This is a genomic window from Rhizobium sp. BIGb0125, from assembly GCF_024810055.1.
Lineage (GTDB): Bacteria > Pseudomonadota > Alphaproteobacteria > Rhizobiales > Rhizobiaceae > Agrobacterium.
In genome coordinates, this window is the sequence record NZ_JANUDV010000001.1 from 557,325 (window position 1) to 581,563 (window position 24,239).

The window sequence follows — 24,239 nt, forward strand, 5'->3', positions numbered from 1 at the left end:
GATGGCGCTGGACGTTCAGAATAATGACAGGTGTCTGCATGTTCGGAAAAAACATAAAGGCGGCTGCCGCAGTCGCTCTGGTGTCGTTCGTGACACAGCCATCCATCGTGGCAGCGCAAACAGAGGCACCAGCGGCGGCAGGTAACAATGTCTTCTCCGTCAACGAAACCCATGGCGACTGGATCGTGCTGTGTTCACAGGCTGAGGCAAAACAAATTTGTTTGATGACGCAACAACAACGCAAGAACGATACCAAGCAGCTGGTCATTGCAGCCGAAATCAGCACTGACCAGAATGACCAAATACGTGGAACGATTATTCTGCCATTCGGACTGCAACTGGCGGCGGGTGTGACGGTTCAGGTCGATGATGGCGTGGTGTCGAACCCGTCACCTTTTGCAACCTGCTTGCCAACGGGCTGTATCGTGCAAGTGCTTCTTGATGCGCTCACTCTGCAAACCTTGCGGGGCGGCAGTAATGTCAAGCTGGTCGCCAAAGCCCATGACAGCGGGCAGAATGTGCTGTTGGGCCTGTCATTGAAGGGATTTCCCACCGCGCTTGACCGGTTGGTGGCACTTTCGAAATAGGCTGGCTGCTTATCAGCGCCAAATTATCGGGTTCAATAGCATTGGCAGGTGCCATCAAAATAAATGGTTTGCCTGACCCATGCTGCACTGCCATAGACGCGACATGACTGACGGTGCCGCACAATCCCATTCGCGTGTCCTGCTGATCGGCTTTGCCGGCGCGCTGGCCATGGCCTGTTCGCAAGGTTTCGGGCGTTTTTTGTATACGCCAGTCCTGCCCGGCATGATCAGCGACCTGTCGCTCAAGGCTTCTGATGCAGGGTTGATTGCCGCAGGTAACTTTGCCGGTTATCTGCTGGGTGCCATTCTTGCCGCTTACGGTTGGGCGAACGGACGTGAAAAACTGGTGGCGCTTGGCGGAATGCTGGCCACCGGTCTGCTGCTGTTGGCCATGGCCATGACGCGTGCAGTCGAAGTCTTTATTCTCATTCGTTTTCTGGCCGGTATGGCCAGCGCTCTGGCAATGATCTTCACGTCGCAGATCGTTATCGGCCACGCCACTGTAGCCGGGCGGGAAGATGTGCAGTCTTTGCATTTTGCTGGCGTTGGCGTCGGCATTGCCGTTTCGTCACTTCTCGTTTTTGTTATCGGTTCGCTGCTGCACGGGGAGGGCGTGTCCTGGCAAGCGGAATGGATTGTCGGGGCGGTGTTCGTTTTTATTGCCTTCATCTTCGTGGCGCGTGTTTTACCCTCTGGTCCACCTCGCACCGCAGTAGCAACTGTTGAGCCGCCAATACGCTGGCGCATGCCATTGGTGTTGCTGACCATTGCCTATGGTCTGTTCGGTTTTGGTTATGTGATTACCGCCACCTTTCTGATCACCATTGTGCGAATGGCCGATGGGGGCGCACTGGTAGAATGTCTGGCATGGTTTATCACGGGTAGCGCCAGTGCAATTTCTCTTTACATCTGGCGACCGGTTGCAAAACTCATCCGGCATCGCTGGACCTTCGTCATGGCCCTCGCAATTGAAGTTGTCGGTGTTCTTGCATCCGTACTGCTGCCACCTGTGGTGGGCGCGCTTTTCGGCGGGCTATTGTTTGGCCTGACATTCATGGTCGTGACGGCATATGGCCTGCAATTGGGCCGGCAGTTTTCGCCGCACAGCCCGAGGCGCGTCTTTTCGTTCATGACTGCTGCCTTTGGTGTCGGGCAGATTACCGGACCTCTGGTGGCCGGCTGGGTGGCGCAATTTACCGGCAATTTTACCCTGCCAACCATTCTCGCTGCCGCTGCACTTGGCATTGCCATGCTGTTGATGGTGCCGGTTGCCCGCATGCGGGATTGATGCGGTAAGCGTCAAACATCAGGTTTTGGTGGTTTTTCAGTTACAAGTTGGTAAGGATGCGGATGGTTGATTGCTGTACGCTGATTTCTGCCGTATTTTCCATACCTTGACTGCTTCGCCAATTCCGGCCGCTCCCTAACGTCCGCGTGAGTTCCAAACGTGTTCCATTCATTTTTCCCAAATCCGAAACTGTTCTTCACGTCTGCCGTTGTATGGGCTGCCATATGTATCGCCGTGTGGTATCTGGTCGGCCCGCAAATGGGTGCGGCACTTGGCATGCCGCCGCTGGCGCCAGGTGAAACAGCACCGATCGGTCTGGCCTATTTCATCTCGCCAGACAATTTGTGGTTCTACATGTACTTCACCATTTTCGTTCTGATCTTTGGAACGGCGTGGAAGACAATTGCCAAAGATCATCCATGGACCAACTGGTCTATCTGGGGGTCGGCGTTTATTATTTTTATTGCTTATTTCAGCGTACAGGTTTCCGTCGCGCTGAATAACTGGCGCGGTCCGTTTTTCGATCTCTTACAAAATGCCTTGTCCAAGCAGCCGGGAATAACAACCGGGCAGTTCTACGATCTGCAATTGCGCTTCGTGGAAATCGGTATGGTGAACGTGGCGCTCAACGTTATCACAGCGTTCTTCACCAACCACTATGTCTTTCGCTGGCGCACGGCGATGAATAATTTCTATTTGTCCAAGTGGGACCGGTTGCGTCACATCGAAGGTGCGTCCCAGCGTGTGCAAGAAGACACGATGCGGTTTGCCAATATCATCGAAGGGCTTGGCGTTGCGCTGATTAATTCGATCATGACGCTGGTGGTGTTCCTGCCACTTCTGTTCGCCATGTCACAACATGTCGGTGATCTACCACTGTTTGGTGCAATTCCACATTCTTTGTTCTGGCTGGCGATTGTTTGGTCCGTATTCGGCACGGTTTTGCTGGCGGCAGTCGGCATCAAGCTTCCAGGTCTGCAATTCCGTAATCAGCGCGTCGAAGCGGCGTTCCGCAAGGAACTGGTCTATGGCGAAGACCATGAGGATCGTGCGGATCCTGTCACGATGACGCAATTGTTCGGTAACGTGCGTAAAAACTATTTCCGCATGTACTGGCATTATCTCTACTTCAACGTTGCCCGCTACACCTATGGCCAGCTGGACGCTATTTTCTTGAACTTCATGCTTATTCCAACCTTTGTTGCAGGCCGTATCACCATGGGCATCTGGCAGCAGATTGCGACGGCCTTCGGTCAGGTCAGCGACAGCTTCCAGTATCTCGTCAGTTCATGGTCGACGATCATCGAACTCATGTCGATCCGCAAGCGTCTGGTGGCGTTTGAAGCTGCAATCGAAGGTGATGCTCTGCCTGAGATCGACCAGCGCTATCTGGAGCGTGAAGCTGCAGACGGTGAAATGGCTGCCAACCGTCCATAAGCCTCTCCATCAAACAAAAACCCGCCTTCGAGGCGGGTTTTTTATTGCCTCGTATAAAGGCATTTATTCTGCAAATCCCTATTGGATGATAGCGGGGATGCGGTTTTAGAAAGACGAACCTGCCGCTGGTTTCTGTTCCGCCTTCTCGCTCTTCAAGGTTTCCATGTAGCTGGCGTAATTGATGCAGGACACATCCTGCATTTTGCAGACTTCCCGCAATACACGCTCATAGGCATTCCAATAGGCGCCACCATTCATTTTCACGAAGTGGAAGCCCATTTGCAGGGGAATGCGCTCGCCATTATATTGTTTGTCGAATGCAGCACGAAACGCCTTGTAGGCGCGCTCCTCGAATTCCGCAGCCTTGGAGGGTGTTTCTACGCCGACGGAATGGCGCACAAACAGATTATAATCCATGGCAATGATCGGGCGGCTGTTCGGTCCTTCGGGGATCAGTGGCAGACCAAAGCGGGTCATGCCATCCTTGGCCGTAACAGGATATTGCGGGCCTTTGGTCACAAGGCTCGCATCATAAATGAAACCGTGTTTCTTTTCGGCTGCAGTCAGGCCATCGCTTTGCGAGAGGTAAGGGGCACGGAAACCCTTGATGTCGGTTTTGGCAAATTCCCGCCAGCCTTGCGGCTCGGCATCTTTTTTGCCAATCATCTCCCACGCGTTTTCAAGCGTTTTGCTGAACGTCTCGAATTCAGCTTCCCAGTCGGCTGCCGTCCAGTCCTTGCCATCAAAGTGGCCGCAGGCGTGGCTGGCTATTTCATGGCCTTCCTGATGGGCCTGCCAGATGTTGTTGAGGCGGGTTTCCACCTCCTGCACGGTCTGGCCGAAACCGACATTAGAGCGGCCGAGTTTTTTGCCCGGTCCCTGGTAGGTCGCCTTGCCAGTTTTGTAGTCCATGATGAGGGTACATGACAGGAAGTAGGTGAATTTTGCACCTGTCTCGGCTGATGTCGCACGGCTGCGGTCCCACAGCGTGTTGTCGCCTGCGCCATCGAACGACACGATGACAAATTGCTTGCGCGGCTGTTCCTCAGCGAGTGCCGCAGATGAGAAAACCGAACAGAGAAGCGAAGCAACAAAGATTTTACGCAACATTTCAGGACCAATCGACGTGCATGTTCTAAAGGCGCGGGCGAAGGCGCCCATGTTTTGAAGCAGGAGAAAAACTGCCGTGACAGGGCCTTGTGCCGCCGGAATAAGGCGAACCTTTGAATTGTCTGGCATTTTTGTGATTTTCTTATAGCAAGGTCGTGGTAACGATCTCAATTATCCGGCTGAAACGCCGCTTGTTTTCGAGGATTTTCCCATGCTGCTGCTCGTACTCTGTCTTTGCTTGTTCTTCGCCACCCACCTGATACGCATCGTTGCACCGGGCTTTCGGGATGCCGCAATTGCCAGATTGGGCGCTGGTGCTTGGAAGGGACTTTATTCCGTTGCCAGCGTCATAACGCTTGTGCTGGTGATCTATGCTTTCGGTCAGGCCCGGCAGGTCACGGGAATGCTGTATTATCCACCGGTCTGGATGAGCCATATTGCGCTGACGCTGATGTTGATCGCGATGATCTGTCTTGTGGCAAGCCTTCTTCCGCCGGGGCACATTGCAACCAAGACCAAACACCCGCTGGTTTTGTCGGTTAAAATCTGGGCGTTGTCGCACCTGCTTGCCAATGGTGAAACATCGTCGGTCATTCTGTTTGCTGCGTTTTTGGCTTGGGGTGTGGTGATGCGTATTGCGCTGAAACGGCGGGAGCGGGCAGGTCTGTTGGTGCGCCCGGCCTTCGTTTCTGCTCGCTATGACCTGATTGCCGTGGTCGGCGGGGTTGCACTTTGGGCGGCATTTATATTCAAGTTGCACGAATGGCTGATTGGCGTTCAGCCGCTTGCGCTTTAAAATCTATGTACTGATGGGGCGTCACTGACAGGAAAGTGACGCTTTCCCCCTTACATAAAAGGCAAAATGCGCTAGAAGGCCGAACAAATGCCTGCGGTTCAGTGCCCGACAGGCAAGTTTCAGCGTGAAGTCATAACCGTTCATCCTTCTCGATGGATATCGATGCGGATATGCGGCTACGGAGAATTCGATGGCAAATGAAAATGACACCTTCATCCGCGAAGTGAACGAGCAGCTTCGTTCGGAGAAGATGACGAATTTCTGGAGCAGATACGGCATCGTTGTTATTGGCGGCGCGGTATTGATTGTGCTGGGAACTGCGGGCGCTGGTATTTACGAATATTGGAACAGCAACCGTGCCTCCAACTCCGGTGACCAATTTATCGCTGCTATGAAGCTGGCTTCTGAAAACAAGCCAGATGATGCACTGGCAGCACTGGCTGCACTTGAGACGGCTGGCCACGGTTCCTACCCGGTTCTGGCCAAGTTCCGCTCGGCAACCCTGCAGGCCCAGAAGGGCGACGCAACGGCTGCTACCGAAGCGTTCACCGCCATCGGCAATGACACATCTGCTCCGCAGGTGTTCCGTGACGCTGCCAAGATCCGCGCCGCATGGCTGCTGGTCGACAATGGCAGCTATGATCAGGTGTCTGCCCAGGTTGAGGTTCTCTCTGGCGAAAGCCAGGCGTTCCGCAGCTCTGCACGCGAGGCTCTTGGTCTTGCCGCCTATAAGGCGGGTGATTTCGCGAAGGCCAGAGACTGGTTCCAGCAGATCACCACCGACGCACAGGCACCGCGGAATGTTGCCAACCGCGCCCAGATCATGCTCGATAACATCGCTGCTTCCGGCAAGGCGCCGTAAGAAACATATACCCCAAGGAAGAACGCACCATGAGCTTCACCGTCGCCATAGTAGGGCGCCCCAATGTCGGAAAGTCGACGCTTTTCAACCGTCTGGTTGGCAAGAAGCTGGCGCTTGTGGACGACACGCCCGGCGTGACCCGCGACCGCAGGCCGGGTGCGGCACGGCTTGATGATCTGCGCTTCACGATCATCGATACCGCAGGTCTTGAACAGTCCGGCCCCGAGACACTGCAGGGTCGCATGTGGGCGCAAACCGAGGCTGCGATCGAAGAGGCGGACCTGACGCTGTTCGTGGTCGATGCCAAGTATGGTTTGACACCGGCAGACGAAACCCTGGCAACCATGCTGCGTCGTCGTGGTAAACCAGTTGTGCTGGTGGCCAACAAGTCTGAAGCGCGCGGTTCTGATGGTGGCTATTATGATGCCTTCACTCTGGGCCTTGGCGAACCGACCCCTATTTCCGCTGAGCACGGCCAAGGCATGCATGATTTGCGCGACGCGATCATCGAAGCCATTGGCGAAGACATGGCCTTTCCGTCTGAAGACGATGAGGCGGAAACCGACGTTGTCATTCCTCGCTCCGAACGCGGTGAAGACGAGGACGAAGACGAAGAAGAGCCGGTTTACGATGAAACCAAGCCGCTTCGCGTTGCGATCATCGGTCGCCCAAATGCCGGTAAATCGACACTTATCAACCGCTTCCTCGGTGAAGACCGCCTGTTGACTGGTCCGGAAGCCGGCATTACCCGCGACAGCATCTCTGTCGAATGGGACTGGCGCGGACGCAGCATCAAGATGTTTGATACGGCTGGCATGCGCCGCAAGGCCAAGGTTACGGAAAAGCTGGAAAAGCTGTCGGTTGCCGATTCCCTGCGTTCCATCCGTTTTGCCGAAACTGTGGTGATCGTATTCGATTCCACCATCCCATTTGAAAAGCAGGATTTGCAGCTTGTGGACCTCGTTATTCGCGAGGGTCGTGCAGCGGTGCTGGCATTCAACAAGTGGGATTTGGTTGAAGACCCTCAGGCGTACCTTGCTGACTTGCGTGAAAAGACCGAACGGTTGCTGCCACAGGCGCGTGGTATTCGCGCTGTTCCGATGTCGGGCCAGACTGGCTACGGGCTTGACCGGTTGATGCAGAATATTGTCGATACGGACAAGGTGTGGAACCGCCGTATCTCGACAGCAAAGCTCAACCGTTGGCTGGAATCGCAGACCACGCATCACCCGCCGCCAGCCGTTTCTGGCCGTCGTCTGAAGCTGAAATACATGACGCAGGTAAAGGCCCGTCCACCTGCTTTCATGATTTCCTGCACACGACCAGAGTCGATCCCGGAATCCTACACGCGTTATCTGGTCAACAACCTGCGCAATGATTTCGACATGCCGGGCGTGCCGATCCGTGTGCATTACCGTGGCTCGGACAACCCGTTCGAGAATAAGGCTAAAAAGAAGCGGTAATCTGCCGCTTCCTTTAAGCTTCAGGCATGCCAGACACTCAGTGCCATCTGCGGGTTCGACCCGCAGGTCAGTGGTGGTTTGATCCATGGCAATGACGAAACCCCGGCAAAGGGCCGGGGATGATGGTCATTCAGACTGACCGTCCCATTCTAACGGAAGACAAGACAATGCTGATCAAGCAGAGCGACTATCACCGGATTTACCGTGTCATCAACAGCCTGCTGATCAACGAAAATGCCAATCCGGCATCCGCATCGATGTATTTCAGCACCTTTGGTGCGTTCATTCTTGAACAGCAATTCAAGATCAAGGCCAAACCCAAGGGCGGCCTTGCAGCCTTTAATCTTGGTGGGACGATGCTGTTGTTTGCCGACCATCGTGAAGATGGTTACGTGACTGGCGCTGGCGAAAACTTTCACTGCTGGGTTGAGGCCGATGGCTGGGCGATCGACTTCATGGCTCCGGCATTTAGCCAGGCTGCGCCAGAATTGTCGTTGCCTTCCAAGATGTTTCAGCGGCCGCTGGCCGTGATGGCGCAGTCAATCAACGATCTTGGCCAATCCGGTGACTTCTTCTTTCAGTCGGAACCGGATGCAACGGCCAAGCGCTTCGCCGACTGGCATAAACATGCGATGATCGGTGATCTCGCCAGCATCGCCGCAACATGGTTCAGAAAATCGCCCAAGCAGATGCAGACGTCGATTTCCACCAAAAATCATAATGGTGAAACAAACACCATTCCGCTGTCTGGTAACGCGCTGACCGGCGCCTGGTGATGTCTGCAATTGGAGCGCCGTGGATTTGTTCACACGGCGCGCGATCGTTTCGATCTCTGGCTTAGGCGGGAAACAGGCCGCCATCATCCGTATCAATGGTGATGTTCAGCGTCACATGGCGCGGTCTGGTCACGGCAAAGAGCACTGCTTCCACCACATCACGGCTGGTTCCGCGCTCGCCCTTTTGGCGCTCTGCCGCTTGCTGCCAATCGTCCTGATCAGGGCTGATATCATCGAGGTACGGCGGGTGAACGGCGATCGAGCGAATTTTCGTGCCTGCAAAACTCTGCCGGAAACCGTCGGCCAGCGCTGTCTGTCCGCGCTTGGCTGCATAAAACGGTACCGAAACACTCTGCAGTGCGGCATTAGGCAGGCCGCTAATTGACCCGATTGTGACGACATCTGGTCTGTCTGAGCTTTGCAGTCGCGGTAGCAAGCCTTGAGTGAATAGAAATGTGCCTGATATTGCCGCGTTGATCGTGGTCAGCACAGCATCTGCGGCGTAAGGTGTATCGCTGCTTTCGAGCCACATGGCACCGTTGTTGATCAGAATATCGACCTTGTATGTGCGTTCACTGATCTCGGTGACCGCGCGGTTGACGCTGTCAGAATTGGCAAGATCAAGCACGACCTGTAGAGGCCGGGTGCCGCCACGCCTTGTGATGATGTCGGCCATGTCTTCAAGGTCGGTAAGACGCCGACCACATAGCACCAGATCACATCCGGCATCAGCAAACGCAATTGCAAAGGCCGCCCCCAATCCTCGTGCTGCGCCGGTGACAACAACGGTTTTCCCTTGAAGGTCTTTCATATGCATGGCCCTGTTTTTATTACGCAATCAGCTACGGTTCTCTATATAGGGCCGAGCACATGAATTGCTACATGCTGCACACATAACAAGGGGATTTAGAAGACGGAGCTTTCAGGGAAAGGGGAGTTAAGTTGGACGGCCATCGTGATCTCGTGGCAGCCGCCTGACGTCAATCAGCAGCCCGACCCCGTTCTCAATAACGGCAGTCGCGTCCAGCCCGTCTTGTGACAGCCCGCAAGCGTTTCGTCCAGCACTTCATTTTGCAATCTGCTGACAGACGATCCTAGATCGCCGGCGTTGCTCGAAAATCCGGAAGGCAATTGTTGGCGGCAGCCGTGACGTTGTCCAGAAACTGCTTGGATGCCTTTTCCCAGGAATAGGTTCTGGCAAGAGCTATGGCGTCCTTCGGCGAGCACTCAAGCGCATCCAAGCAGGCCTGCCGCAGATCGCGGTTCAGGGCACCAGCCTTGGAATTCGGGCCGATAATATCGATTGGGCCGGTGACCGGATAGGCGGCAACCGGCACGCCGCTGGCCAGTGCTTCCAGAATGGTATTGCCAAAGGTATCTGTTCTGGATGGGAACACGAACACATCAGCCTGCGCATAGGCGTCGGCCAGGTCTTCACCCGTCTTGGTGCCGGTGAAGTGAACGTTGGGGAATTGTGCCTGAAGATCAGCGCTGGCAGGGCCATCACCCACCACCACCTTGGAGCCGGGCAGGTCGAGCTTCAAAAAGTCAGGCAGGTTTTTTTCAACGGCGACACGACCAACGGTCATGAAGATCGGGCGCGGCAGATCGAACGGCGCTTCGCGTCGCTGGCGTGGGTGAAATTGCGCCAGATCGATGCCGCGGCTCCAGCGTTTGAGATTACGCACACCGCGATCTTCCAGTTCGTTTTCAAGGCTTTGTGTGGCCACCATGCAGGCATTGCCACCATTGTGGAACCAGCGCACGAAGGCATAAAGCCAGCTTTCCGGCACGGGGAAACGGGCAGCCACATATTCCGGAAAACGGGTGTGGTAGCTGGTGGAGAAGCGCATATGGTTCTTGATGCACCAGCGGCGTGCCAGAAAACCAAGCGGGCCTTCTGTTGCGATATGCACATAGGATGGCTGGCTTTTTTCAATTTCCTGCGCAACGTGGCGGTAGCTTGTGACCGAGAGGCGAATTTCCGGATAGGTCGGGCAAGGCACGTTGTGAAAGCTCTGCGGTGTGACCATGCACACCTCAACACCCATGCGCTGTAGTTCCGCATTGGTGTTTTCAATCGAGCGGACCACGCCGTTGACCTGCGGGTGCCAGGCATCCGTGACAATGGTAATTCTCGTCATTGCTGCGCCGATCCTGTTTTTACCCGCGCTTGCGAATCCGCCTGCGGGATTTAATCCCTCTATGGCGTGCGCGTGTTACAGGATCATGTCAGGGCAACGGTAGGCTTGTTAGCCCATGAGAGGCAGCAGGTCAGGGCTTATGAGGGCGCCGTGATGGCCGATAACGGTTGCTGCGGCCTTGGCGGCAAATGCCGCTGCATCCTGGGGTGTCGCGCCGGACAGGAGACGTGCCAGGAAGGCGCCGTTGAAGCTGTCGCCAGCGCTGGTCGTGTCAACGACATCGCTGACCTCATGGGCGGGCGCGAAGCTTCGAACGCCCTCGAAGTCCAGCGTTGCACCTGCTGCACCATCCTTGACCACGATGTTTGCGACGCCGAGGCTGCGGTAGCGCTCAATCGTTGCTTCAACCGATGCATCACCAAAATTGGTAGCTTCGTCGTCAAAGCTTGGCATGACCATGGAGGCGGCGCGTGCGCCATCGGTGATTGTCTGCAACATCACATCCTTGTTGGCCCAAAGGCGCTGACGGATGTTGGGATCGAAGGCGACGATCTTGCCGGCCGCACGGGCGCGGCGCAGTTCGGACAGGAATGTTTCGACATGAGCAGGGGTTGCCAGAACCGCCAGCGTAATGCCTGAGAAATATATGAGGTCGGCGGTGTCCATCGTGCGGCGCAGATGGTCTGCATCCGCGGCAAGTTGCCGGGCTGCGGACATGCCGCGCCAGTAACTGAAGGTGCGCTCGCCATTCTTGAGGTTGATCAGGTAAAGGCCGGGTGTGCCGCCGGGAATGCGGGTTACCGCGTCAGTGCCGATATCGGCCTGCTTGATGAAGGTCAGCATCTCTTCGGAGAGCGGGTCGTCACCCAGTGCTGTGAAATAATCGACCGACCAATCACGGGACAGACAGGCGCGGGCATACCATGCGGTGTTGAACGTATCTCCGGCAAAACCTTTGCGCAGCAGATTGTCGCCAGCTTGCGAGAGTTCCACCATGCATTCGCCTATTGAAACAAAACGTCCGCCCAAAACCATGTCCTCCCGCATATGTTGAACGTGTGGCCATTACGATGCCTTGGCCCGGCTGACAAGGGCAAAGGCATTTTCTTGCGGCCTCTGCGTTGTTCAATCTTAAGTGTGGTTTACGGATCGGAGGCGCGCCTATATCGTTACCCTCACTATTTCAGGGAGCCTTTTCATGACGCAACCGAATACCTCCGCTATCAAGCCCGTTATCAATGCAGACTGGTGGAGGGGAGCGGTTATCTACCAGGTCTATCCACGGTCTTTTCAGGACACGACCGGCGACGGTTACGGTGATCTTCCCGGCGTGACGAAGCGGTTGCCCTATATTGCATCTCTTGGTGTCGACGGTATCTGGCTATCGCCATTCTTTACCTCGCCCATGGCGGACATGGGATATGACGTTTCCGATTACCGCAACGTCGACAAGCTTTTCGGCACGCTGGATGACTTTGATATTTTGGTGGCCGAGGCACACCGTCTTGGACTGAAAGTGATCATCGATCAGGTGATATCCCACACGTCCGACCAGCATCCGTGGTTTGTGGACAGCAGAGCCAGCCGGACGAACTCCAAGGCGGACTGGTACGTATGGGCCAATCCAAAGCCGGATGGCACGGCACCCAACAACTGGCTGTCAGTGTTTGGCGGACCAGCATGGGAGTGGGACGGCGTTCGCAAGCAATATTACATGCACAACTTCCTCACCTCGCAACCTGACCTGAATTTCCATAACACGGAAGTGCAGGATGCCTTGCTGGACACCGTCCGGTTTTGGCTGGATCGCGGCGTTGATGGCTTCCGTCTGGACACGGTGAATTATTATTTTCACGACAAGGCGCTGCGCAACAACCCGCCGCTGGATGAAGAAGGCGCTTTTGGTCTGGATGCGCCTGATGTCAATCCATACGGCATGCAGAACCATCTCTATGACAAGACCCAGAGCGAGAATATCGAGTTTCTCAAGCGGTTCCGCACGCTGCTGGACCGCTATGACGGCCGCATGACGGTGGGTGAAGTTGGCGACGGTGCGCGCTCACTCAAAACTGTGGCGGCCTACACATCCGGCAATGACAAGCTGAACATGTGTTACACCTTCGACCTTCTAGGCCCGGATTTTACCGCTGAGCACATTCGCAACTCGGTCGATGGTTTCCACAAGGCTGTAACGGATGGTTGGGTGTGCTGGGCCTTTTCCAATCATGATGTCGTCAGGCATGTCAGCCGTTTCACCGAAAGCGGTGCGGAGCGCGAGCATATTGCCAAACTGGCATTTTCGGTGCTGGCCAGCCTTCGCGGTTCTATCTGCCTTTATCAGGGCGAGGAACTCGGTTTGACGGAAGCCGGACTTGCCTTTGAGGATTTGCGTGACCCCTATGGCATTCGCTTCTGGCCGGCATTTAAGGGCCGGGATGGATGCCGCACACCAATGGTCTGGGAAACAGGCAGCCCCAATGCCGGGTTCTCCACGGCGGAAAAGCCGTGGTTGCCGGTGCCCTATGACCATGGTCTGCTGGCGGTGGATGGGCAGGAGCGCAAGCCGGATACGGTGCTGCATCATTACCGGGAAACGCTGGCGTTCCGCAAAAGCCATGGTCCGCTGATTGATGGTGACATGACATTCCTTGATAGCAATCAGGATGTTCTGGCATTCACCCGCAGCAAGGCGGGCGAAAGCCTGCTTTTCGTGTTCAACCTGACGAGGGAGCCAGTGGATTTCCTGCTGCCGAAAGGCGTCGGGGTGAAAGATATCCTGCCAATGCCCGGTTTCTCCGCAACGATGAACCAGCAGGTGGTAAAGCTGGATGGGCTGGACGGTTTTTCTGCGCTGATCGCTTGACGGTGAGCGAAGACAACTTCGCTCACCCCCATTTAAGCAGCTCCGTTTAGATGAGGGCGAATTTATCCACGTCGACCATGCCCTTGTCTGAAATCTTCAGGTGAGGGATGACCGGCAGAGGTAGGAATGCCACCTGCAAGAACGGCTCTTCGAGCGTGGTGCCAAGTGCGTAAGCCGCCTGGCGCAATGTGTGCAACGTGTCGCGCACGCTTTCATAGGGTTCGAGGCTCATCAGACCAGCGATAGGCAAGGCAATTTCGCCGGTGACCTTGCCGTCCGCGACCACAACAAAACCGCCCTTGATCTCACCCAGTCGGTTGGCGGCAAGCGCCATGTCGTCTTCATTGACGCCAACCACGCAGATATTGTGGCTGTCATGACCGACCGTAGAAGCGATCGCACCGTTCTTCAGACCAAATCCCTGCACGAAACCATTGGCATGGTTACCGTTCTTGCCGTGGCGCTCGATAACAGCGACCTTGATAATATCCCGGTCAAGATCAACGGCCGTCTGATTGCTGCTGGAGGGGAGGCGGAAACGGCGATGTTCGGTGATGATCTTGCCCGGCATAACGCCGATGACGGGTGTTTCACCTTCGCTGACCGGCACGCCAAAATGTGAAGCCAGAACATGCCTTGCCTTCACGCTATCCAGACCGACGGGTTCAATTGGTTTACGGGCATCAAACAACGCGTCGGATACCCGCCTGCCGGCAGCAAAGACCATTTCCGCCTTGCAGTTTTCAAGGCTGTCCAGCACCACCAGATCAGCGCGCCACCCGGGTGCGACGAGGCCACGGTCGCGCAGGCCGAAGGCGCGCGCTGCGGAGATAGAAGCCGCACGGTAGATCGCCAGAGGCTCAATGCCATGGGCAATTGCCGTGCGGATCATATAGTCCAGATGGCCCTGCTCGGCGATGTCTAGCGGATTTCGGTCGTCGGTGCAGAGCGCCAGATAGGGCGACAGGCGTTCGGTGATGATGGGCATCAGCGCGTGCAGATCCTTGGAGACAGACCCTTCGCGTACCAGAATATGCATGCCTTTGCGGATCTTTTCCAAAGCCTCAGGTGCATTGGTGCATTCATGTTCTGTGCGAATGCCAGCCGACAGGTAACCATTGAGCGCGGTGCCAGACAGAAGCGGGGCATGGCCATCAATGTGCTGGCCTTGAAAGGCTTCGAGCTTTGCCATGCAAACCGGGTCTTTGTGGATGACGCCGGGGAAATTCATGAATTCGGCAAGGCCGATGACCTTGGGATGGCTGCGGAACGGCAAAAGCCGTTCGATCGGCAAATCCGCACCTGCGGTTTCCAAATGGGTTGCCGGCACGCAGGATGACAACTGCACGCGGATATCCATGACTGTCTGCAGCGCTGAATCCAGAAAGAACTGAATGCCTTCCGTGCCCAGCACATTGGCGATTTCATGCGGATCACAGATCGCTGTTGTCACGCCATAGGGCAGCACACAGCGGTCAAATTCATGCGGTGTGACCAGTGAGGATTCGATATGCAGATGTGTATCAATGAAGCCTGGGGCGACAATCTTGCCGGTGATGTCGATTTCCTGTTTTCCGACATAGTTTTCGCAGGTGCCGACGATGGTATCACCACAGATCGCGATGTCGGAGGCGACGAGTTCACCGGTGACCAGATCGAAAAAACGACCGCCTTTCAGAACGATATCTGCCGGTTGGCGGCCTGTGCCCTGATCGATCCTGTTTTCAAGAGTAGCGGTCACGGCAGCCTCATCTGTTCAAAAAATATGGATTCTCAACCTAGAACAATTCCTGAAAAAACAAAACCGGGCGCTTTGCAACACCCGGCTTTTCTGTGTCGTAAGTGACGAAAGTTGCAGCTTATTCAGCTGGAACGATCTTGCCGCCTTCCCACTTGTAGAGCGAGAATGCCTGCGAAGTCAGGTCACCAGCTTCACCGTAGGTCACGGCGCCGATTGCTGTTGCAACAGGCTCACCGGACTTCAAGGCTGTAGTAACTGCTTCGGAATCTTCCGCGCTGCCAGCCTTTTCGATGCCAGCCTTCAGAACTTCAACTGCAGCATAGGCGTTCAGGGTGAATGCTTCCGCAGGAATGTTTGCAGCAGCAAGCGCATCAGCGGCAGTCTTGGAGTCTGCATTCTTCAGGGCGTCAGCAGCGTTGGTGAAAACGGTGCCAGCAGCTGCTTCAGAACCGATGTTCCAGAACTCGGAGTTGGAGAGGCCGTCACCACCAATTACGGTGATCTTGGCGCCAGCGTCGTTGATTTGACGAACCAGCAGGCCAGCTTCAGGGTGGTAACCACCGAAGTAAACCACATCAACCTTTTCAGACTTCAGACGGGAAACGAGCGCGCTCAAATCCTTTTCGCCTGGTGTCAGGGCGTCATCGAACACTTCCGTTACACCACCGGCGTTCAGGGTCTTCTTGAAGGAGTCTGCCAGGCCCTTGCCGTAAGCGCCCTTGTCGTTCAGCACGGCAACGCGCTTGTCCTTGAGGTTCTTGATGACATAAGCAGCTGCAACTTCAGCCTGCTGATCGTCGCGACCGCAGGTGCGCAAAATGTTGGTGAGACCACGATTGGTCAGGTCTGGAGCCGTTGCAGTCGGCGTCACCATCAGGATGCCGTTTTCAGCAAAGACGTCAGATGCTGGAATGGCAACGCCCGACGTTACAGGACCAACGACAAAACGAATGCCTTCAGCAACCAGCTGGTTGGCGGCAGAAACGCCCTGCTTTGGTTCGCCGGCATCGTCCGCCAGCTTGAGCACGACTTGCTCACCGAGAATGCCGCCCTTCTTGTTGATCTCGTTCACGGCAACCTGTGCGCCGTTCTTGACCTGCTCGCCATAAGCGGCAACCGGGCCGGTTAACGGGGCGATGAGGCCGATTACGATTTCTGCATGCGCCAGAGGCGCGAAGGCGAACGAGGCGGCGAGAGCGACGCTTGCCAGTAGCTTAGTTTTCATGTGCTGTCTCCTTGGGGTGGGCTTTTCGCCCGTTTGTGGTCTGGACGGTTTTCACACCACCAGACGTTGGTCGCTCCGTTCATTTTTGCGTTCGGCAGCATCCTGTTCGCAGTCTAGGAAATTAGACCACGATTCCACAAGGTGTTTCGTGCCGATTATTGTTTTGTTTGTGGTATCTTGGACAGCTTCTTTCGTCGGCTCGACACGATAAATATTCCCATGCAGCCTCTGGTGTTTGAACTGAAATGGACCGATATTTCAGTGATGAGCCAAACCACAGACGATTTCCTTGAAAAGCTGCCTGTTATTTTCGATTTTGAGGATGTGGCAGACGCGTCCCTCTACTTGCCATTGCCAGATGGCTGGGCGCTTGCGGTTGCTGATATTATCGACTCTACCGGGGCAATTGAAAGCGGGCGCTACAAGGCCGTCAACATGGCGGGTGCAGGCGTCATCTCGGCCATCGCCAACGTGCTTGGCAAGGCCGACCTTCCATTCGTGTTTGGTGGCGATGGCGCCGTGGTTGCAATCCCGCCCGACGGTCTTGATCAAGCGCGAGACGCGCTATCTCGTGCCCAAAGCTGGGTGCGTGACGATATGGATCTGGTATTACGTGCAGCACTGGTGCCGGTGTCAGAAATCAGGGCGAATGGTCTGGACGTACGGGTCGCCCGTTACCGTGCCAGCGAACATGCGACCTATGCTATGTTTTCGGGCGGCGGTAATAGCTGGGCAGAAGCTCGCATGAAGGAAGGGCTTTATACGATTGAAGCTGCCACCTCTGGTTCACGGCCGGATCTGACCGGGCTTTCCTGTCGCTGGAACCCGATCAAATCCAACCACGGTCAGATTGTTTCCATCATTGCCATTCCACACCCCAAAGCTGACCCAACCGCCTTTCGCAAGCTGGTGGCGCGGGTGGTGATGCTTGCCAATGAAGATGGCCGGGGAGGGCATCCCGTACCCGTGGATGGGCCGGAGCTCGGTTTTGTGCGCGAGGGGCTCGGCATGGAGGCGCGGGCGCAATCCGCTCAAGGCGATCTGACCGCGCGGCTGCGGCACTCCCTGTCTATTCTGGGCCAAGTTTTTCTGGTGCGTGTGCTTTATGCCTTCGGGGCATCGCTGGGACGCTTTAATGCGGCAAACTATAAGCGAGAAGTGGCCAGCAATACCGATTTCCGTAAGTTCGATGACGGGTTGAAAATGACTGTGGATGTCTCGGTATCCAGTCTCGCTCGCATAAAGGCTACGCTAAAGCAGGCGGCGGACGATGACGTTTGTTATTACGGCATGCACGAACAGGACGCAGCGTTGATGACTTGTATCGTGCCAACTGCGCTTAGTCACGATCACATGCATTTTGTCGATGGTGCTTCAGGCGGTTACGCCACGGCGGCAAGCCGCCTCAAGGCGCAAATGGCGTAAATCCACTGGCGTTGAGGCAAGGTAGCCGTCAACCGTGACTATGACCTCACGTAACGTGAAGTAAAAAATGTGATTTATATCGATTGAAATGAATATTTATTCTGCGTTAGGCCATAAATGACAAAAGCGGCCATTAAAAATGACCGCTTTCATCGAAATATACCTATTTGACGCAATTATTTTGCAGACTTCTTTCACAAGAAGGTTGCAATGTTCGCGCTATCATTCAGGCGGCAGACTTGCTGCTCTGCGGCTGACAATAAATCTCTTCAAGCGAAGCCAGGATTTTCTTCACAGCTTCTGACGAGCTGGAATAGTAGATCGTCTGTGCGTCGCGACGGGTTTTAACAAGCCTCTGTGCACGCAACTTGGAAAGGTGCTGGGACAGAGCGGACTGGCTGAGGCCAACCTGTGTTGCCAAAACACCAACGGGGACTTCACCTTCTACAAGGCTGCAAAGGATCATCAGCCGCTTTGGGTTTGCCATTGCCGACAAAAGCCCCGCAGCCGCGTTGGATTGCTCTGAAAGAGATTGGGTATTCATATGCGAGGCTCTCCTGCGAACGCGTCACGTTGGCTTATTAAATTTGATGTGCCCAATTTAGCAAGATGGACACAATGTTGTATATACCTAAATCTAAGGTATAGGACCACTTTATTAGTTTCGTTTTATATTATCATGTAAAAATAGTTTATCAGCAAATTTTGTTAAGAAAACGTACTCTATTTGCCGGTTTCGGGCTTGAAAATACCATTTTTTGCTGGGTTTGCCGGTTTCATCCGGTGCGGTGTACAAATTATGTGATTTTTTCCAGCTAGGTCATTTCATCTACTGAAACGTTACAACTGCGAATTTTTGCGTATATTCTTTTTATTGATAATAAAAAAGACATGTCACATGTTCCAGAGAGCGTCGCGTCCTGATGTGGAATCACCTGCGAATCAGTGTCACGCCGTTAGCGATTACGGTGCCGTGTCAGTCCGCTCACCACATCATCTGCTGATATCGTGCCAATGATGGCGCCGTTTTCAACCACGCCAATCATGCCCGGATGTTTGCTCAAAGCGTCGAGAATGTCGATGAGCGGAACGGAGGCGCGCGCCGTGCCGGAAATCGAACGTTTGCCTGTCTGCTCCGATATGCCCGGCTTCATGATGTCACCTGCGGTGAGCATCGAGATCGGGTTCATGTTCTGCACGAAGTCGGCGACATAGGAGGTGGCCGGATTTTTGACGATTTCCTGCGGTGTGCCGCACTGGATGATGTGGCCACCTTCCATCATGGCAATACGGTTGCCGATACGAAATGCTTCGTCGAGATCGTGACTGACAAACAGGATGGTCTTTTTCAAGCGGCTCTGGAATTCGAGCAGTTCATCTTGCAGGCGGCTGCGGATCAGTGGATCGAGAGCGGAAAACGGTTCGTCCATCAACAGAATTGGTGCGCCTGTTGCAAAGGCGCGGGCAAGGCCAACACGCTGCTGCATTCCACCGGAAAGCTCGCCAACCTTGCGGTTTGCCCATTGTTCAAGCTTGACCAGTTCAAGCTGCTCGGCGACGCGCTGTTTGCGTTCTGCTTCTGGCACATTGGCCAGTTCCAGACCAAAGCCGATATTATCTGCAACATTGCGCCAGGGCAGCAGGCTGAACTGCTGGAATACCATCGACACAGTGTGCGTGCGTAACGCGCGCAGTACGCGCGGCGATGCCTTGTAAGGATCGACATAACCATCGTCGGTGCGAACGCTGACATTACCGCGCACGACCGGTGCCAGGCCGTTTACAGCGCGCACCAAGGTGGATTTCCCCGAACCAGACAGCCCCATCAGGACGAGAATTTCACCTTCCTTGACGCTCAGCGAGGCATTGGCGACACCCAGCACAAGACCTGTTTCGCGGTTGATCTGGTCACGACTTTTGCCGCGGTCGATCAGGGGAAGGGCCTTTTCCGGTTTGTCACCAAAGATGATATCGACATTGCCGAAGATGATTGCGTCACTCATGCCTCGTCCTCCGAGCCTGGAAGGCGAAACAGACGGTCGAGAATGATCGCAAGGATCACGATGCAGAGACCGGCCTCAAAGCCCATGGCAATATTAACGGTGTTCAATGCGCGGACGACGGGAACGCCAAGGCCGTTGGCGCCCACCAGTGCTGATATGACCACCATGGACAATGACAGCATGATGGTTTGCGTCAGGCCGGCCATGATCTGCGGCATGGCAAAAGGCAGTTCGACCTTGCGCAGCACCTGCGCCGGTGTCGCGCCGAACGCGACGGCCGCTTCAACCAGGGCAGGCGGCGTCGAGATAATGCCGAGCCGGGTCAGACGAATGGGGGCCGGAATGGCAAAAATGACCGTAGCGATCAAGCCGGGCACCATGCCAAGCCCGAACAGGATCAGCGCCGGAATAAGATAGACGAAGGTCGGGATGGTCTGCATGAGGTCCAATGCCGGACGCAAGATAACGTAGAACCATTTGCGACGGGCGGCGAGAATACCGAGCGGCACACCGATGCTCATGCAGACAACGCTTGCGGCCAGAACCAGTGCAAGTGTCTCTGTGGTGGCTTTCCAGTAGCCGAGATTGACGATCAGCAGCAGTCCGAGCGCCGTAAACAGCGGTACGCCAATCGAACGGCGCACCCAACAGGACAGCGCGGTGATGATGGCAATGATCAGCAACGGATGCGGCGCCTGTAAAACAAACAGCAACGCATCAACGACGCTCTTCAGGATGAAGGACAGCCAGTCAAAAAAGAAAGCCAGATTTGTCGTCAGCCAGTCGATCGCGTCTTTTGCATAACGTCCGACAGGAAGACGGTTTTCAGATGCGCTGATCCATTCCACAGAAAGACAGCCTTTCGTGATAAAATATCTTATAAAAACCCGGCCATACCGCGATGGCCGGTTATAATTTCAACAGGATTTCCATCCAGCGTTTTTTAGAGGCCGAGAGCAGTTTTTACAGCAGGCAGGCCTTCTTCACCCTTGAAGGTGGTGACGCCGGCAAGCCATGGTTCGATTGCTGTCGGATTGGCTTTCATCCATGCGGTTGCGGCAGCTTCCGGGTCCTGTCCGTCGTTCAGAATCTTGCCCATGATCTCGTTTTCCATCGGCAAAGAGAACTGCAGATTCTTGAGGAACGTGCCGACATTGGCGCATTCTTGCGTGTAACCGGCGCGAACATTGGTGTGCACGGTAGCGCCACCGAAGTTCGGGCCAAATACATCATCGCCGCCCGAGAGATAGGTCAGCTTGAAGTTGGCATTCATCGGGTGCGGCTCCCAGCCGAGGAAGACGATGGGCTGGCCGGATTTGTCGGCGCGTGCCACCTGGGACAGCATGCCCTGCTCGGAGGATTCCACCACTTCGAAGCTTTTCAGGCCGAATGTGTCCTTCTCGACCATGCCGAGGATCAGGCGGTTGCCGTCATTGCCTGGCTCGATGCCGTAAATTTTGCCTTCAAGCGCGTCCTTGTGGGTGACGATGTCTTTGAAGTCCTTGATGCCGAGTTCGGCGCCCTTGGCATTGGTGGCGAGCGTGTATTTCGCGCCTGCCAGGTTTTCGCGCACTGTTTCCACGGACTTGTCGTCACGGAAAGGCGCTATATCGGCTTCCATTGTCGGCATCCAGTTGCCGAGGAAAACGTCGATGTCCTTGTTTTTCAACGAGGTATAGGTGACTGGAACAGAGAGGATCTTCACGTCGGTCTGGTAGCCAAGGCCTTTCAGAAGAACAGAAGCTGTTGCGGTTGTTGCGGTGATGTCAGTCCAGCCGACATCGGAGAAACGAACTGTTGCACAGCTTTCAGGCTCTGCCGCCTGGGCTCCTGCGCCGCCAAAAGCCAAGATTGAAACTGCCGCGGCGAGGGCAAGACAGCGCCTTTTGTTGACAAGCATTGTGTACTCCCTGTTTTTTGTTCCCGTGCCATTATCAATATATGCCCGACACAATCAACTCATGCGCATTTGCGTGCGGGCTCACTTTATTTGCGACATGATTTGCCGTGCATAACATTTTGCTAGCAAAACTGGCCGATAAATCCTGTGGTTTTTGATGCTTTGCGCTTCCCATTCCGGTTGTGGGACGCCAAAAGCCTTACGCAGACGAATATCTGGCGTGTTGGCGCCTTGTTACATTTCAGCCGGAGACGACATGGCCAAGCTTTATTTCAATTATGCCGCGATGAATGCCGGCAAATCGACCATGCTGCTACAGGCCTCATACAATTATCATGAGCGCGGCATGCGCACATTGATTTTTACCGCCTCTTTCGATGACCGCGCAGGCGTCGGCCGGGTCGCATCGCGAATCGGACTTTGCTCTGATGCGCTACTGTTTTACCCTGAAACCAACATTTTCGAAGAAGTGAAGACACTCCATGCTGAAGAGGCTGTGGCATGTGTCTTTGTCGATGAAGCCAACTTTCTGTCCGAACATCACGTCTGGCAGTTGGCCGATATTGCCGACAAGCTGAATATCCCTGTGATGGCCTACGGCCTGCGCACCGATTTTCAGGGCAAGCTCTTTCCATCTTCGAAGGAATTGCTGGCCATTGCCGATGAGTTGCGTGAAATCCGCACCATCTGCCATTGCGGCCGCAAGGCGACAATGGTTGCCCGTTATGATGCATCCGGCCAGGTCATCAAGGAAGGTGCGCAGATCGATGTCGGTGGCAATGAGAAATATGTTTCCTTCTGCCGTCGCCACTGGGTGGAGGCTGTCAAGGAAAGCTGAGCGCCGCATATAGTTTTCTGTGTTTGATTTTGGTCAAAGAGTGCACAGCATCTTCGCGGTATCACGCACTCAACGCCGCAGGGTGCGGCTTCGCTCAGGAGTGCAAAAGATGCAAAATAAATTCCTTCGTCTTGTCAGCGCCGTTGCCGTTGCCGGCTTGTTCGCCTTTCCGGCTCTCGCCGCCGAAATTGAAGTCAAGATGCTGAACAAGGGCGCTAATGGCGACGCCATGGTGTTCGAGCCGCAGGCCGTTAAGGCCAATGTCGGCGACGTCATCGTGTTCGTGCCGGTCGACAAAGGACATGACGCAGCAGCCGTTAAAGGTATGATCCCTGAAGGTGTAACCGAGTTCAAAGGCAAGATGAACGAAACGCTGAAAGTGACCATCGACAAGGAAGGCGCTTTCGTCGTGAAATGCACCCCGCACCTTGGCATGGGCATGGTTGCACTCATCGTTGCCGGTGATGCGCCAGCAAACCTCGACGCCATCAAGACCGGTAAACTGCCAAAGAAGGCACGTGAACGTCTTGATGCAGAAATTGCCAATCTCGGCCTCTAAGTTTGTGATTTAACTGCAATCTCTTGAATTTGCAGTTTCCAAAGCTGATATTTTCTATAAGGTCGCCTTCAATCTGAAAGGCGGCCTTTTTGCTGTTCATCGTTTGGGGAGAGAAACTCATATGGCTACGTTGCAATCCTTCGATACCGAAATCGAAAAGACCAAAGTTGCGGTCAACGACATGCGTGCGAAACTTGAGCAGTCGGGCGTGGTGCTCGATCAGTTCTCCAAGGCAGACACCAAGCTTGGCGATGTGAATTTCGATATTGAAAATGCGCGTATTCAGGACGTTCTGACCCAGCAGAAGGTGATGGAAGCAAACATTGCCGACCTCATCATCGGGCTTGAGGATGCGACCAACGTGTTTGGCAGCGAATTCGAAAGCATGAAGAACTACACCGGTTATGAAAAATTTATCGGCGTTTTCTCAAAGCAGAAGGCCCAGCGCATGCGCACCGAGCGTGTTCGCAACATGTCGCTGGCCGGTAATCTTCAGGAACTCTTGTCCAAGTCCGACAGCATTGTCGGCATTTTGAAAGAGCAAAAGAGCGTTCTCGACCAGCGTTATTCTTCGTCTGAGGCAAGCCTTGTGCAGGTGATCGAGCGTCGCAAGGGCACGATCGCATTGCTGGAAGCGACCCAGAAGCAAATTGAACAGTTGAACCCGGCGCTGCTTGATATTGAAAACAAGATTGCAGCCTCCACCGAGCAGTCGCAGCGCACAGAACTTGAGGGTCAGCGCTCCAAGCTTGCCACGGAATATAATCTTGCGCAGGCAAAAGAGCAGGAACTTCTGGCCGAGAGCCAGACGCTGGAGCGTTACACCTCGATGTTCCAGACCTTCGTGGATTCGCTCAACAACCAGATTGCCGCGCAGAATACGCTGATCAACAAGCTGACCATCGATACCGAACAGCGTATCGTTCTCTACAAGGCGCTTGAGGACAGCTTGAAGACCGCCGCCCAGCAGGACGTTGCGCACAAGATCAACACGCTCGGGACGCAGGTGGATGCGGCCGCTGCGGAAACAATGGCGGGTATTGGCTCTGCCGCACAGCGTCATATTGGCGATCTCTTGGAAATGCATGAGAAGAACATGCTTTCGACCCAGGATATCCAGCGCCGCAAGAAGCTGGCAGACGAAGCGTTCTCGCGCCGTTTCCAGGCCGTACTCGACAAGCACAATTCGGCTAACTACGTGAAGCAGTAAGATAAGCTGGGG

General features: G+C 54.8%; 22 protein-coding genes. 12 read left to right on the forward strand and 10 right to left on the reverse strand.

The annotated features are described in order from the left end of the window. Nucleotides 1–38 precede the first annotated feature (38 nt). The 3 genes from M2418_RS02530 (at nucleotide 39) to sbmA (ending at nucleotide 3,312) form a co-directional block, all read left to right on the forward strand. Nucleotides 39–587, forward strand: a complete 549-nt coding sequence (locus M2418_RS02530) for an invasion associated locus B family protein (protein ID WP_259143602.1) — start codon at nucleotides 39–41, stop codon at nucleotides 585–587. A 103-nt stretch (nucleotides 588–690) separates the two neighbouring features. Then, nucleotides 691–1,875 (forward strand): MFS transporter, encoded by a 1,185-nt coding sequence (locus M2418_RS02535; protein ID WP_259143604.1) that lies wholly within the window; start codon nucleotides 691–693, stop codon nucleotides 1,873–1,875. A gap of 159 nt (nucleotides 1,876–2,034) precedes the next feature. After that, entirely contained in the window at nucleotides 2,035–3,312 is a 1,278-nt protein-coding gene (gene sbmA, locus M2418_RS02540) for a peptide antibiotic transporter SbmA (RefSeq protein WP_259143613.1), read from the forward strand. A gap of 105 nt (nucleotides 3,313–3,417) precedes the next feature. Here the strand turns inward: sbmA and M2418_RS02545 are convergent, their stop codons facing one another. After that, a complete protein-coding gene (locus tag M2418_RS02545) occupies nucleotides 3,418–4,422 on the reverse strand; it encodes a polysaccharide deacetylase (RefSeq protein WP_405049373.1) in 1,005 nt (334 codons plus the stop codon). 211 nt (nucleotides 4,423–4,633) lie between these two features. Between M2418_RS02545 and M2418_RS02550 the strand changes: the two genes are divergently transcribed. The 4 genes from M2418_RS02550 to M2418_RS02565 all read left to right on the forward strand — a co-directional run bounded on the left by M2418_RS02550 (nucleotide 4,634) and on the right by M2418_RS02565 (nucleotide 8,319). Continuing rightward, nucleotides 4,634–5,218, forward strand: coding sequence for an NnrU family protein (locus tag M2418_RS02550; protein WP_259143615.1), 585 nt, complete (start codon nucleotides 4,634–4,636; stop codon nucleotides 5,216–5,218). A 190-nt stretch (nucleotides 5,219–5,408) separates the two neighbouring features. Beyond that, the gene (locus M2418_RS02555) at nucleotides 5,409–6,080 is read left to right on the forward strand and encodes a tetratricopeptide repeat protein (protein WP_259143625.1); all 672 of its coding nucleotides are present in this window, start codon (nucleotides 5,409–5,411) and stop codon (nucleotides 6,078–6,080) included. A 29-nt stretch (nucleotides 6,081–6,109) separates the two neighbouring features. Then, complete coding sequence (der, locus tag M2418_RS02560; protein WP_259143640.1) at nucleotides 6,110–7,543, forward strand: ribosome biogenesis GTPase Der; 1,434 nt, start codon at nucleotides 6,110–6,112, stop codon at nucleotides 7,541–7,543. A gap of 167 nt (nucleotides 7,544–7,710) precedes the next feature. Then, on the forward strand, nucleotides 7,711–8,319 hold the full coding sequence (locus tag M2418_RS02565; protein ID WP_259144792.1) for a DUF2026 domain-containing protein: 609 nt from the start codon (nucleotides 7,711–7,713) through the stop codon (nucleotides 8,317–8,319). Between the two features lie 61 nt (nucleotides 8,320–8,380). Here M2418_RS02565 and M2418_RS02570 read toward each other — a convergent pair whose 3' ends face one another. The 3 genes from M2418_RS02570 to M2418_RS02580 form a co-directional block, all read right to left on the reverse strand. Beyond that, entirely contained in the window at nucleotides 8,381–9,130 is a 750-nt protein-coding gene (locus tag M2418_RS02570; protein WP_259143642.1) for an SDR family oxidoreductase, read from the reverse strand. Nucleotides 9,131–9,413: 283 nt separating this feature from the next. Then, nucleotides 9,414–10,463, reverse strand: coding sequence for a bifunctional monoglucosyl/glucuronosyl diacylglycerol synthase (locus M2418_RS02575; protein ID WP_259143645.1), 1,050 nt, complete (start codon nucleotides 10,461–10,463; stop codon nucleotides 9,414–9,416). Nucleotides 10,464–10,571: 108 nt separating this feature from the next. After that, a complete protein-coding gene (locus tag M2418_RS02580; RefSeq protein WP_250981992.1) occupies nucleotides 10,572–11,492 on the reverse strand; it encodes a sugar kinase in 921 nt (306 codons plus the stop codon). A 169-nt stretch (nucleotides 11,493–11,661) separates the two neighbouring features. Here M2418_RS02580 and M2418_RS02585 point away from each other — a divergent pair, with 169 nt between their 5' ends. Further along, nucleotides 11,662–13,326 carry an alpha-glucosidase family protein gene (locus tag M2418_RS02585; RefSeq protein ID WP_259143649.1) on the forward strand — a complete coding sequence of 555 codons (1,665 nt, stop codon included), beginning with the start codon at nucleotides 11,662–11,664 and terminating at the stop codon, nucleotides 13,324–13,326. 46 nt (nucleotides 13,327–13,372) lie between these two features. Here M2418_RS02585 and ade read toward each other — a convergent pair whose 3' ends face one another. Both ade and M2418_RS02595 read right to left on the reverse strand, forming a co-directional pair. Beyond that, nucleotides 13,373–15,067: an adenine deaminase gene (gene ade, locus M2418_RS02590; protein ID WP_259143651.1), complete on the reverse strand. Its 1,695-nt coding sequence runs from the start codon at nucleotides 15,065–15,067 to the stop codon at nucleotides 13,373–13,375. Between the two features lie 118 nt (nucleotides 15,068–15,185). Next, a complete protein-coding gene (locus tag M2418_RS02595; RefSeq protein ID WP_259143667.1) occupies nucleotides 15,186–16,292 on the reverse strand; it encodes a branched-chain amino acid ABC transporter substrate-binding protein in 1,107 nt (368 codons plus the stop codon). 264 nt (nucleotides 16,293–16,556) lie between these two features. Between M2418_RS02595 and M2418_RS02600 the strand changes: the two genes are divergently transcribed. Beyond that, nucleotides 16,557–17,717, forward strand: a complete 1,161-nt coding sequence (locus M2418_RS02600) for a DUF3095 domain-containing protein (RefSeq protein WP_405049374.1) — start codon at nucleotides 16,557–16,559, stop codon at nucleotides 17,715–17,717. A 226-nt stretch (nucleotides 17,718–17,943) separates the two neighbouring features. On the opposite strand, the gene M2418_RS02605 is transcribed toward M2418_RS02600, so the two are convergent. The 4 genes from M2418_RS02605 to M2418_RS02620 all read right to left on the reverse strand — a co-directional run bounded on the left by M2418_RS02605 (nucleotide 17,944) and on the right by M2418_RS02620 (nucleotide 21,620). Next, complete coding sequence (locus tag M2418_RS02605) at nucleotides 17,944–18,261, reverse strand: helix-turn-helix transcriptional regulator (protein ID WP_192488369.1); 318 nt, start codon at nucleotides 18,259–18,261, stop codon at nucleotides 17,944–17,946. Between the two features lie 412 nt (nucleotides 18,262–18,673). Then, nucleotides 18,674–19,720 carry a choline ABC transporter ATP-binding protein gene (gene choV / locus M2418_RS02610; RefSeq protein ID WP_192488370.1) on the reverse strand — a complete coding sequence of 349 codons (1,047 nt, stop codon included), beginning with the start codon at nucleotides 19,718–19,720 and terminating at the stop codon, nucleotides 18,674–18,676. Further along, on the reverse strand, nucleotides 19,717–20,601 hold the full coding sequence (gene choW, locus M2418_RS02615) for a choline ABC transporter permease subunit (protein WP_250982397.1): 885 nt from the start codon (nucleotides 20,599–20,601) through the stop codon (nucleotides 19,717–19,719). The genes choV and choW overlap by 4 nt, the downstream gene beginning before the upstream one ends. A 62-nt stretch (nucleotides 20,602–20,663) precedes the next feature. Then, the gene (locus M2418_RS02620) at nucleotides 20,664–21,620 is read right to left on the reverse strand and encodes a choline ABC transporter substrate-binding protein (RefSeq protein WP_250981988.1); all 957 of its coding nucleotides are present in this window, start codon (nucleotides 21,618–21,620) and stop codon (nucleotides 20,664–20,666) included. A gap of 256 nt (nucleotides 21,621–21,876) precedes the next feature. On the opposite strand from M2418_RS02620, the gene M2418_RS02625 reads away from it, so the two are divergent. The 3 genes from M2418_RS02625 to M2418_RS02635 all read left to right on the forward strand — a co-directional run bounded on the left by M2418_RS02625 (nucleotide 21,877) and on the right by M2418_RS02635 (nucleotide 24,227). Continuing rightward, complete coding sequence (locus M2418_RS02625) at nucleotides 21,877–22,458, forward strand: thymidine kinase (protein WP_250981987.1); 582 nt, start codon at nucleotides 21,877–21,879, stop codon at nucleotides 22,456–22,458. Nucleotides 22,459–22,567: 109 nt separating this feature from the next. Continuing rightward, on the forward strand, nucleotides 22,568–23,017 hold the full coding sequence (locus M2418_RS02630) for a pseudoazurin (RefSeq protein WP_259143704.1): 450 nt from the start codon (nucleotides 22,568–22,570) through the stop codon (nucleotides 23,015–23,017). Between the two features lie 121 nt (nucleotides 23,018–23,138). Then, nucleotides 23,139–24,227: a hypothetical protein gene (locus M2418_RS02635; protein ID WP_250981985.1), complete on the forward strand. Its 1,089-nt coding sequence runs from the start codon at nucleotides 23,139–23,141 to the stop codon at nucleotides 24,225–24,227. Nucleotides 24,228–24,239 lie beyond the last annotated feature (12 nt).

What these genes read in the sequence shown, in the direction of transcription:
- M2418_RS02530 (WP_259143602.1), top strand. Translation starts at nt 39, where the DNA reads ATGTTCGGAAAAAACATAAAGGCGGCTGCCGCAGTCGCTCTGGTGTCG.
- M2418_RS02535 (WP_259143604.1), top strand. Translation starts at nt 691, where the DNA reads ATGACTGACGGTGCCGCACAATCCCATTCGCGTGTCCTGCTGATCGGC.
- M2418_RS02545 (WP_405049373.1), bottom strand. Translation starts at nt 4,422, where the DNA reads ATGTTGCGTAAAATCTTTGTTGCTTCGCTTCTCTGTTCGGTTTTCTCA.
- M2418_RS02550 (WP_259143615.1), top strand. Translation starts at nt 4,634, where the DNA reads ATGCTGCTGCTCGTACTCTGTCTTTGCTTGTTCTTCGCCACCCACCTG.
- M2418_RS02555 (WP_259143625.1), top strand. Translation starts at nt 5,409, where the DNA reads ATGGCAAATGAAAATGACACCTTCATCCGCGAAGTGAACGAGCAGCTT.
- der (WP_259143640.1), top strand. Translation starts at nt 6,110, where the DNA reads ATGAGCTTCACCGTCGCCATAGTAGGGCGCCCCAATGTCGGAAAGTCG.
- M2418_RS02565 (WP_259144792.1), top strand. Translation starts at nt 7,711, where the DNA reads ATGCTGATCAAGCAGAGCGACTATCACCGGATTTACCGTGTCATCAAC.
- M2418_RS02570 (WP_259143642.1), bottom strand. Translation starts at nt 9,130, where the DNA reads ATGAAAGACCTTCAAGGGAAAACCGTTGTTGTCACCGGCGCAGCACGA.
- M2418_RS02575 (WP_259143645.1), bottom strand. Translation starts at nt 10,463, where the DNA reads ATGACGAGAATTACCATTGTCACGGATGCCTGGCACCCGCAGGTCAAC.
- M2418_RS02585 (WP_259143649.1), top strand. Translation starts at nt 11,662, where the DNA reads ATGACGCAACCGAATACCTCCGCTATCAAGCCCGTTATCAATGCAGAC.
- M2418_RS02595 (WP_259143667.1), bottom strand. Translation starts at nt 16,292, where the DNA reads ATGAAAACTAAGCTACTGGCAAGCGTCGCTCTCGCCGCCTCGTTCGCC.
- M2418_RS02600 (WP_405049374.1), top strand. Translation starts at nt 16,557, where the DNA reads ATGAGCCAAACCACAGACGATTTCCTTGAAAAGCTGCCTGTTATTTTC.
- M2418_RS02605 (WP_192488369.1), bottom strand. Translation starts at nt 18,261, where the DNA reads ATGAATACCCAATCTCTTTCAGAGCAATCCAACGCGGCTGCGGGGCTT.
- choV (WP_192488370.1), bottom strand. Translation starts at nt 19,720, where the DNA reads ATGAGTGACGCAATCATCTTCGGCAATGTCGATATCATCTTTGGTGAC.
- M2418_RS02620 (WP_250981988.1), bottom strand. Translation starts at nt 21,620, where the DNA reads ATGCTTGTCAACAAAAGGCGCTGTCTTGCCCTCGCCGCGGCAGTTTCA.
- M2418_RS02625 (WP_250981987.1), top strand. Translation starts at nt 21,877, where the DNA reads ATGGCCAAGCTTTATTTCAATTATGCCGCGATGAATGCCGGCAAATCG.
- M2418_RS02630 (WP_259143704.1), top strand. Translation starts at nt 22,568, where the DNA reads ATGCAAAATAAATTCCTTCGTCTTGTCAGCGCCGTTGCCGTTGCCGGC.
- M2418_RS02635 (WP_250981985.1), top strand. Translation starts at nt 23,139, where the DNA reads ATGGCTACGTTGCAATCCTTCGATACCGAAATCGAAAAGACCAAAGTT.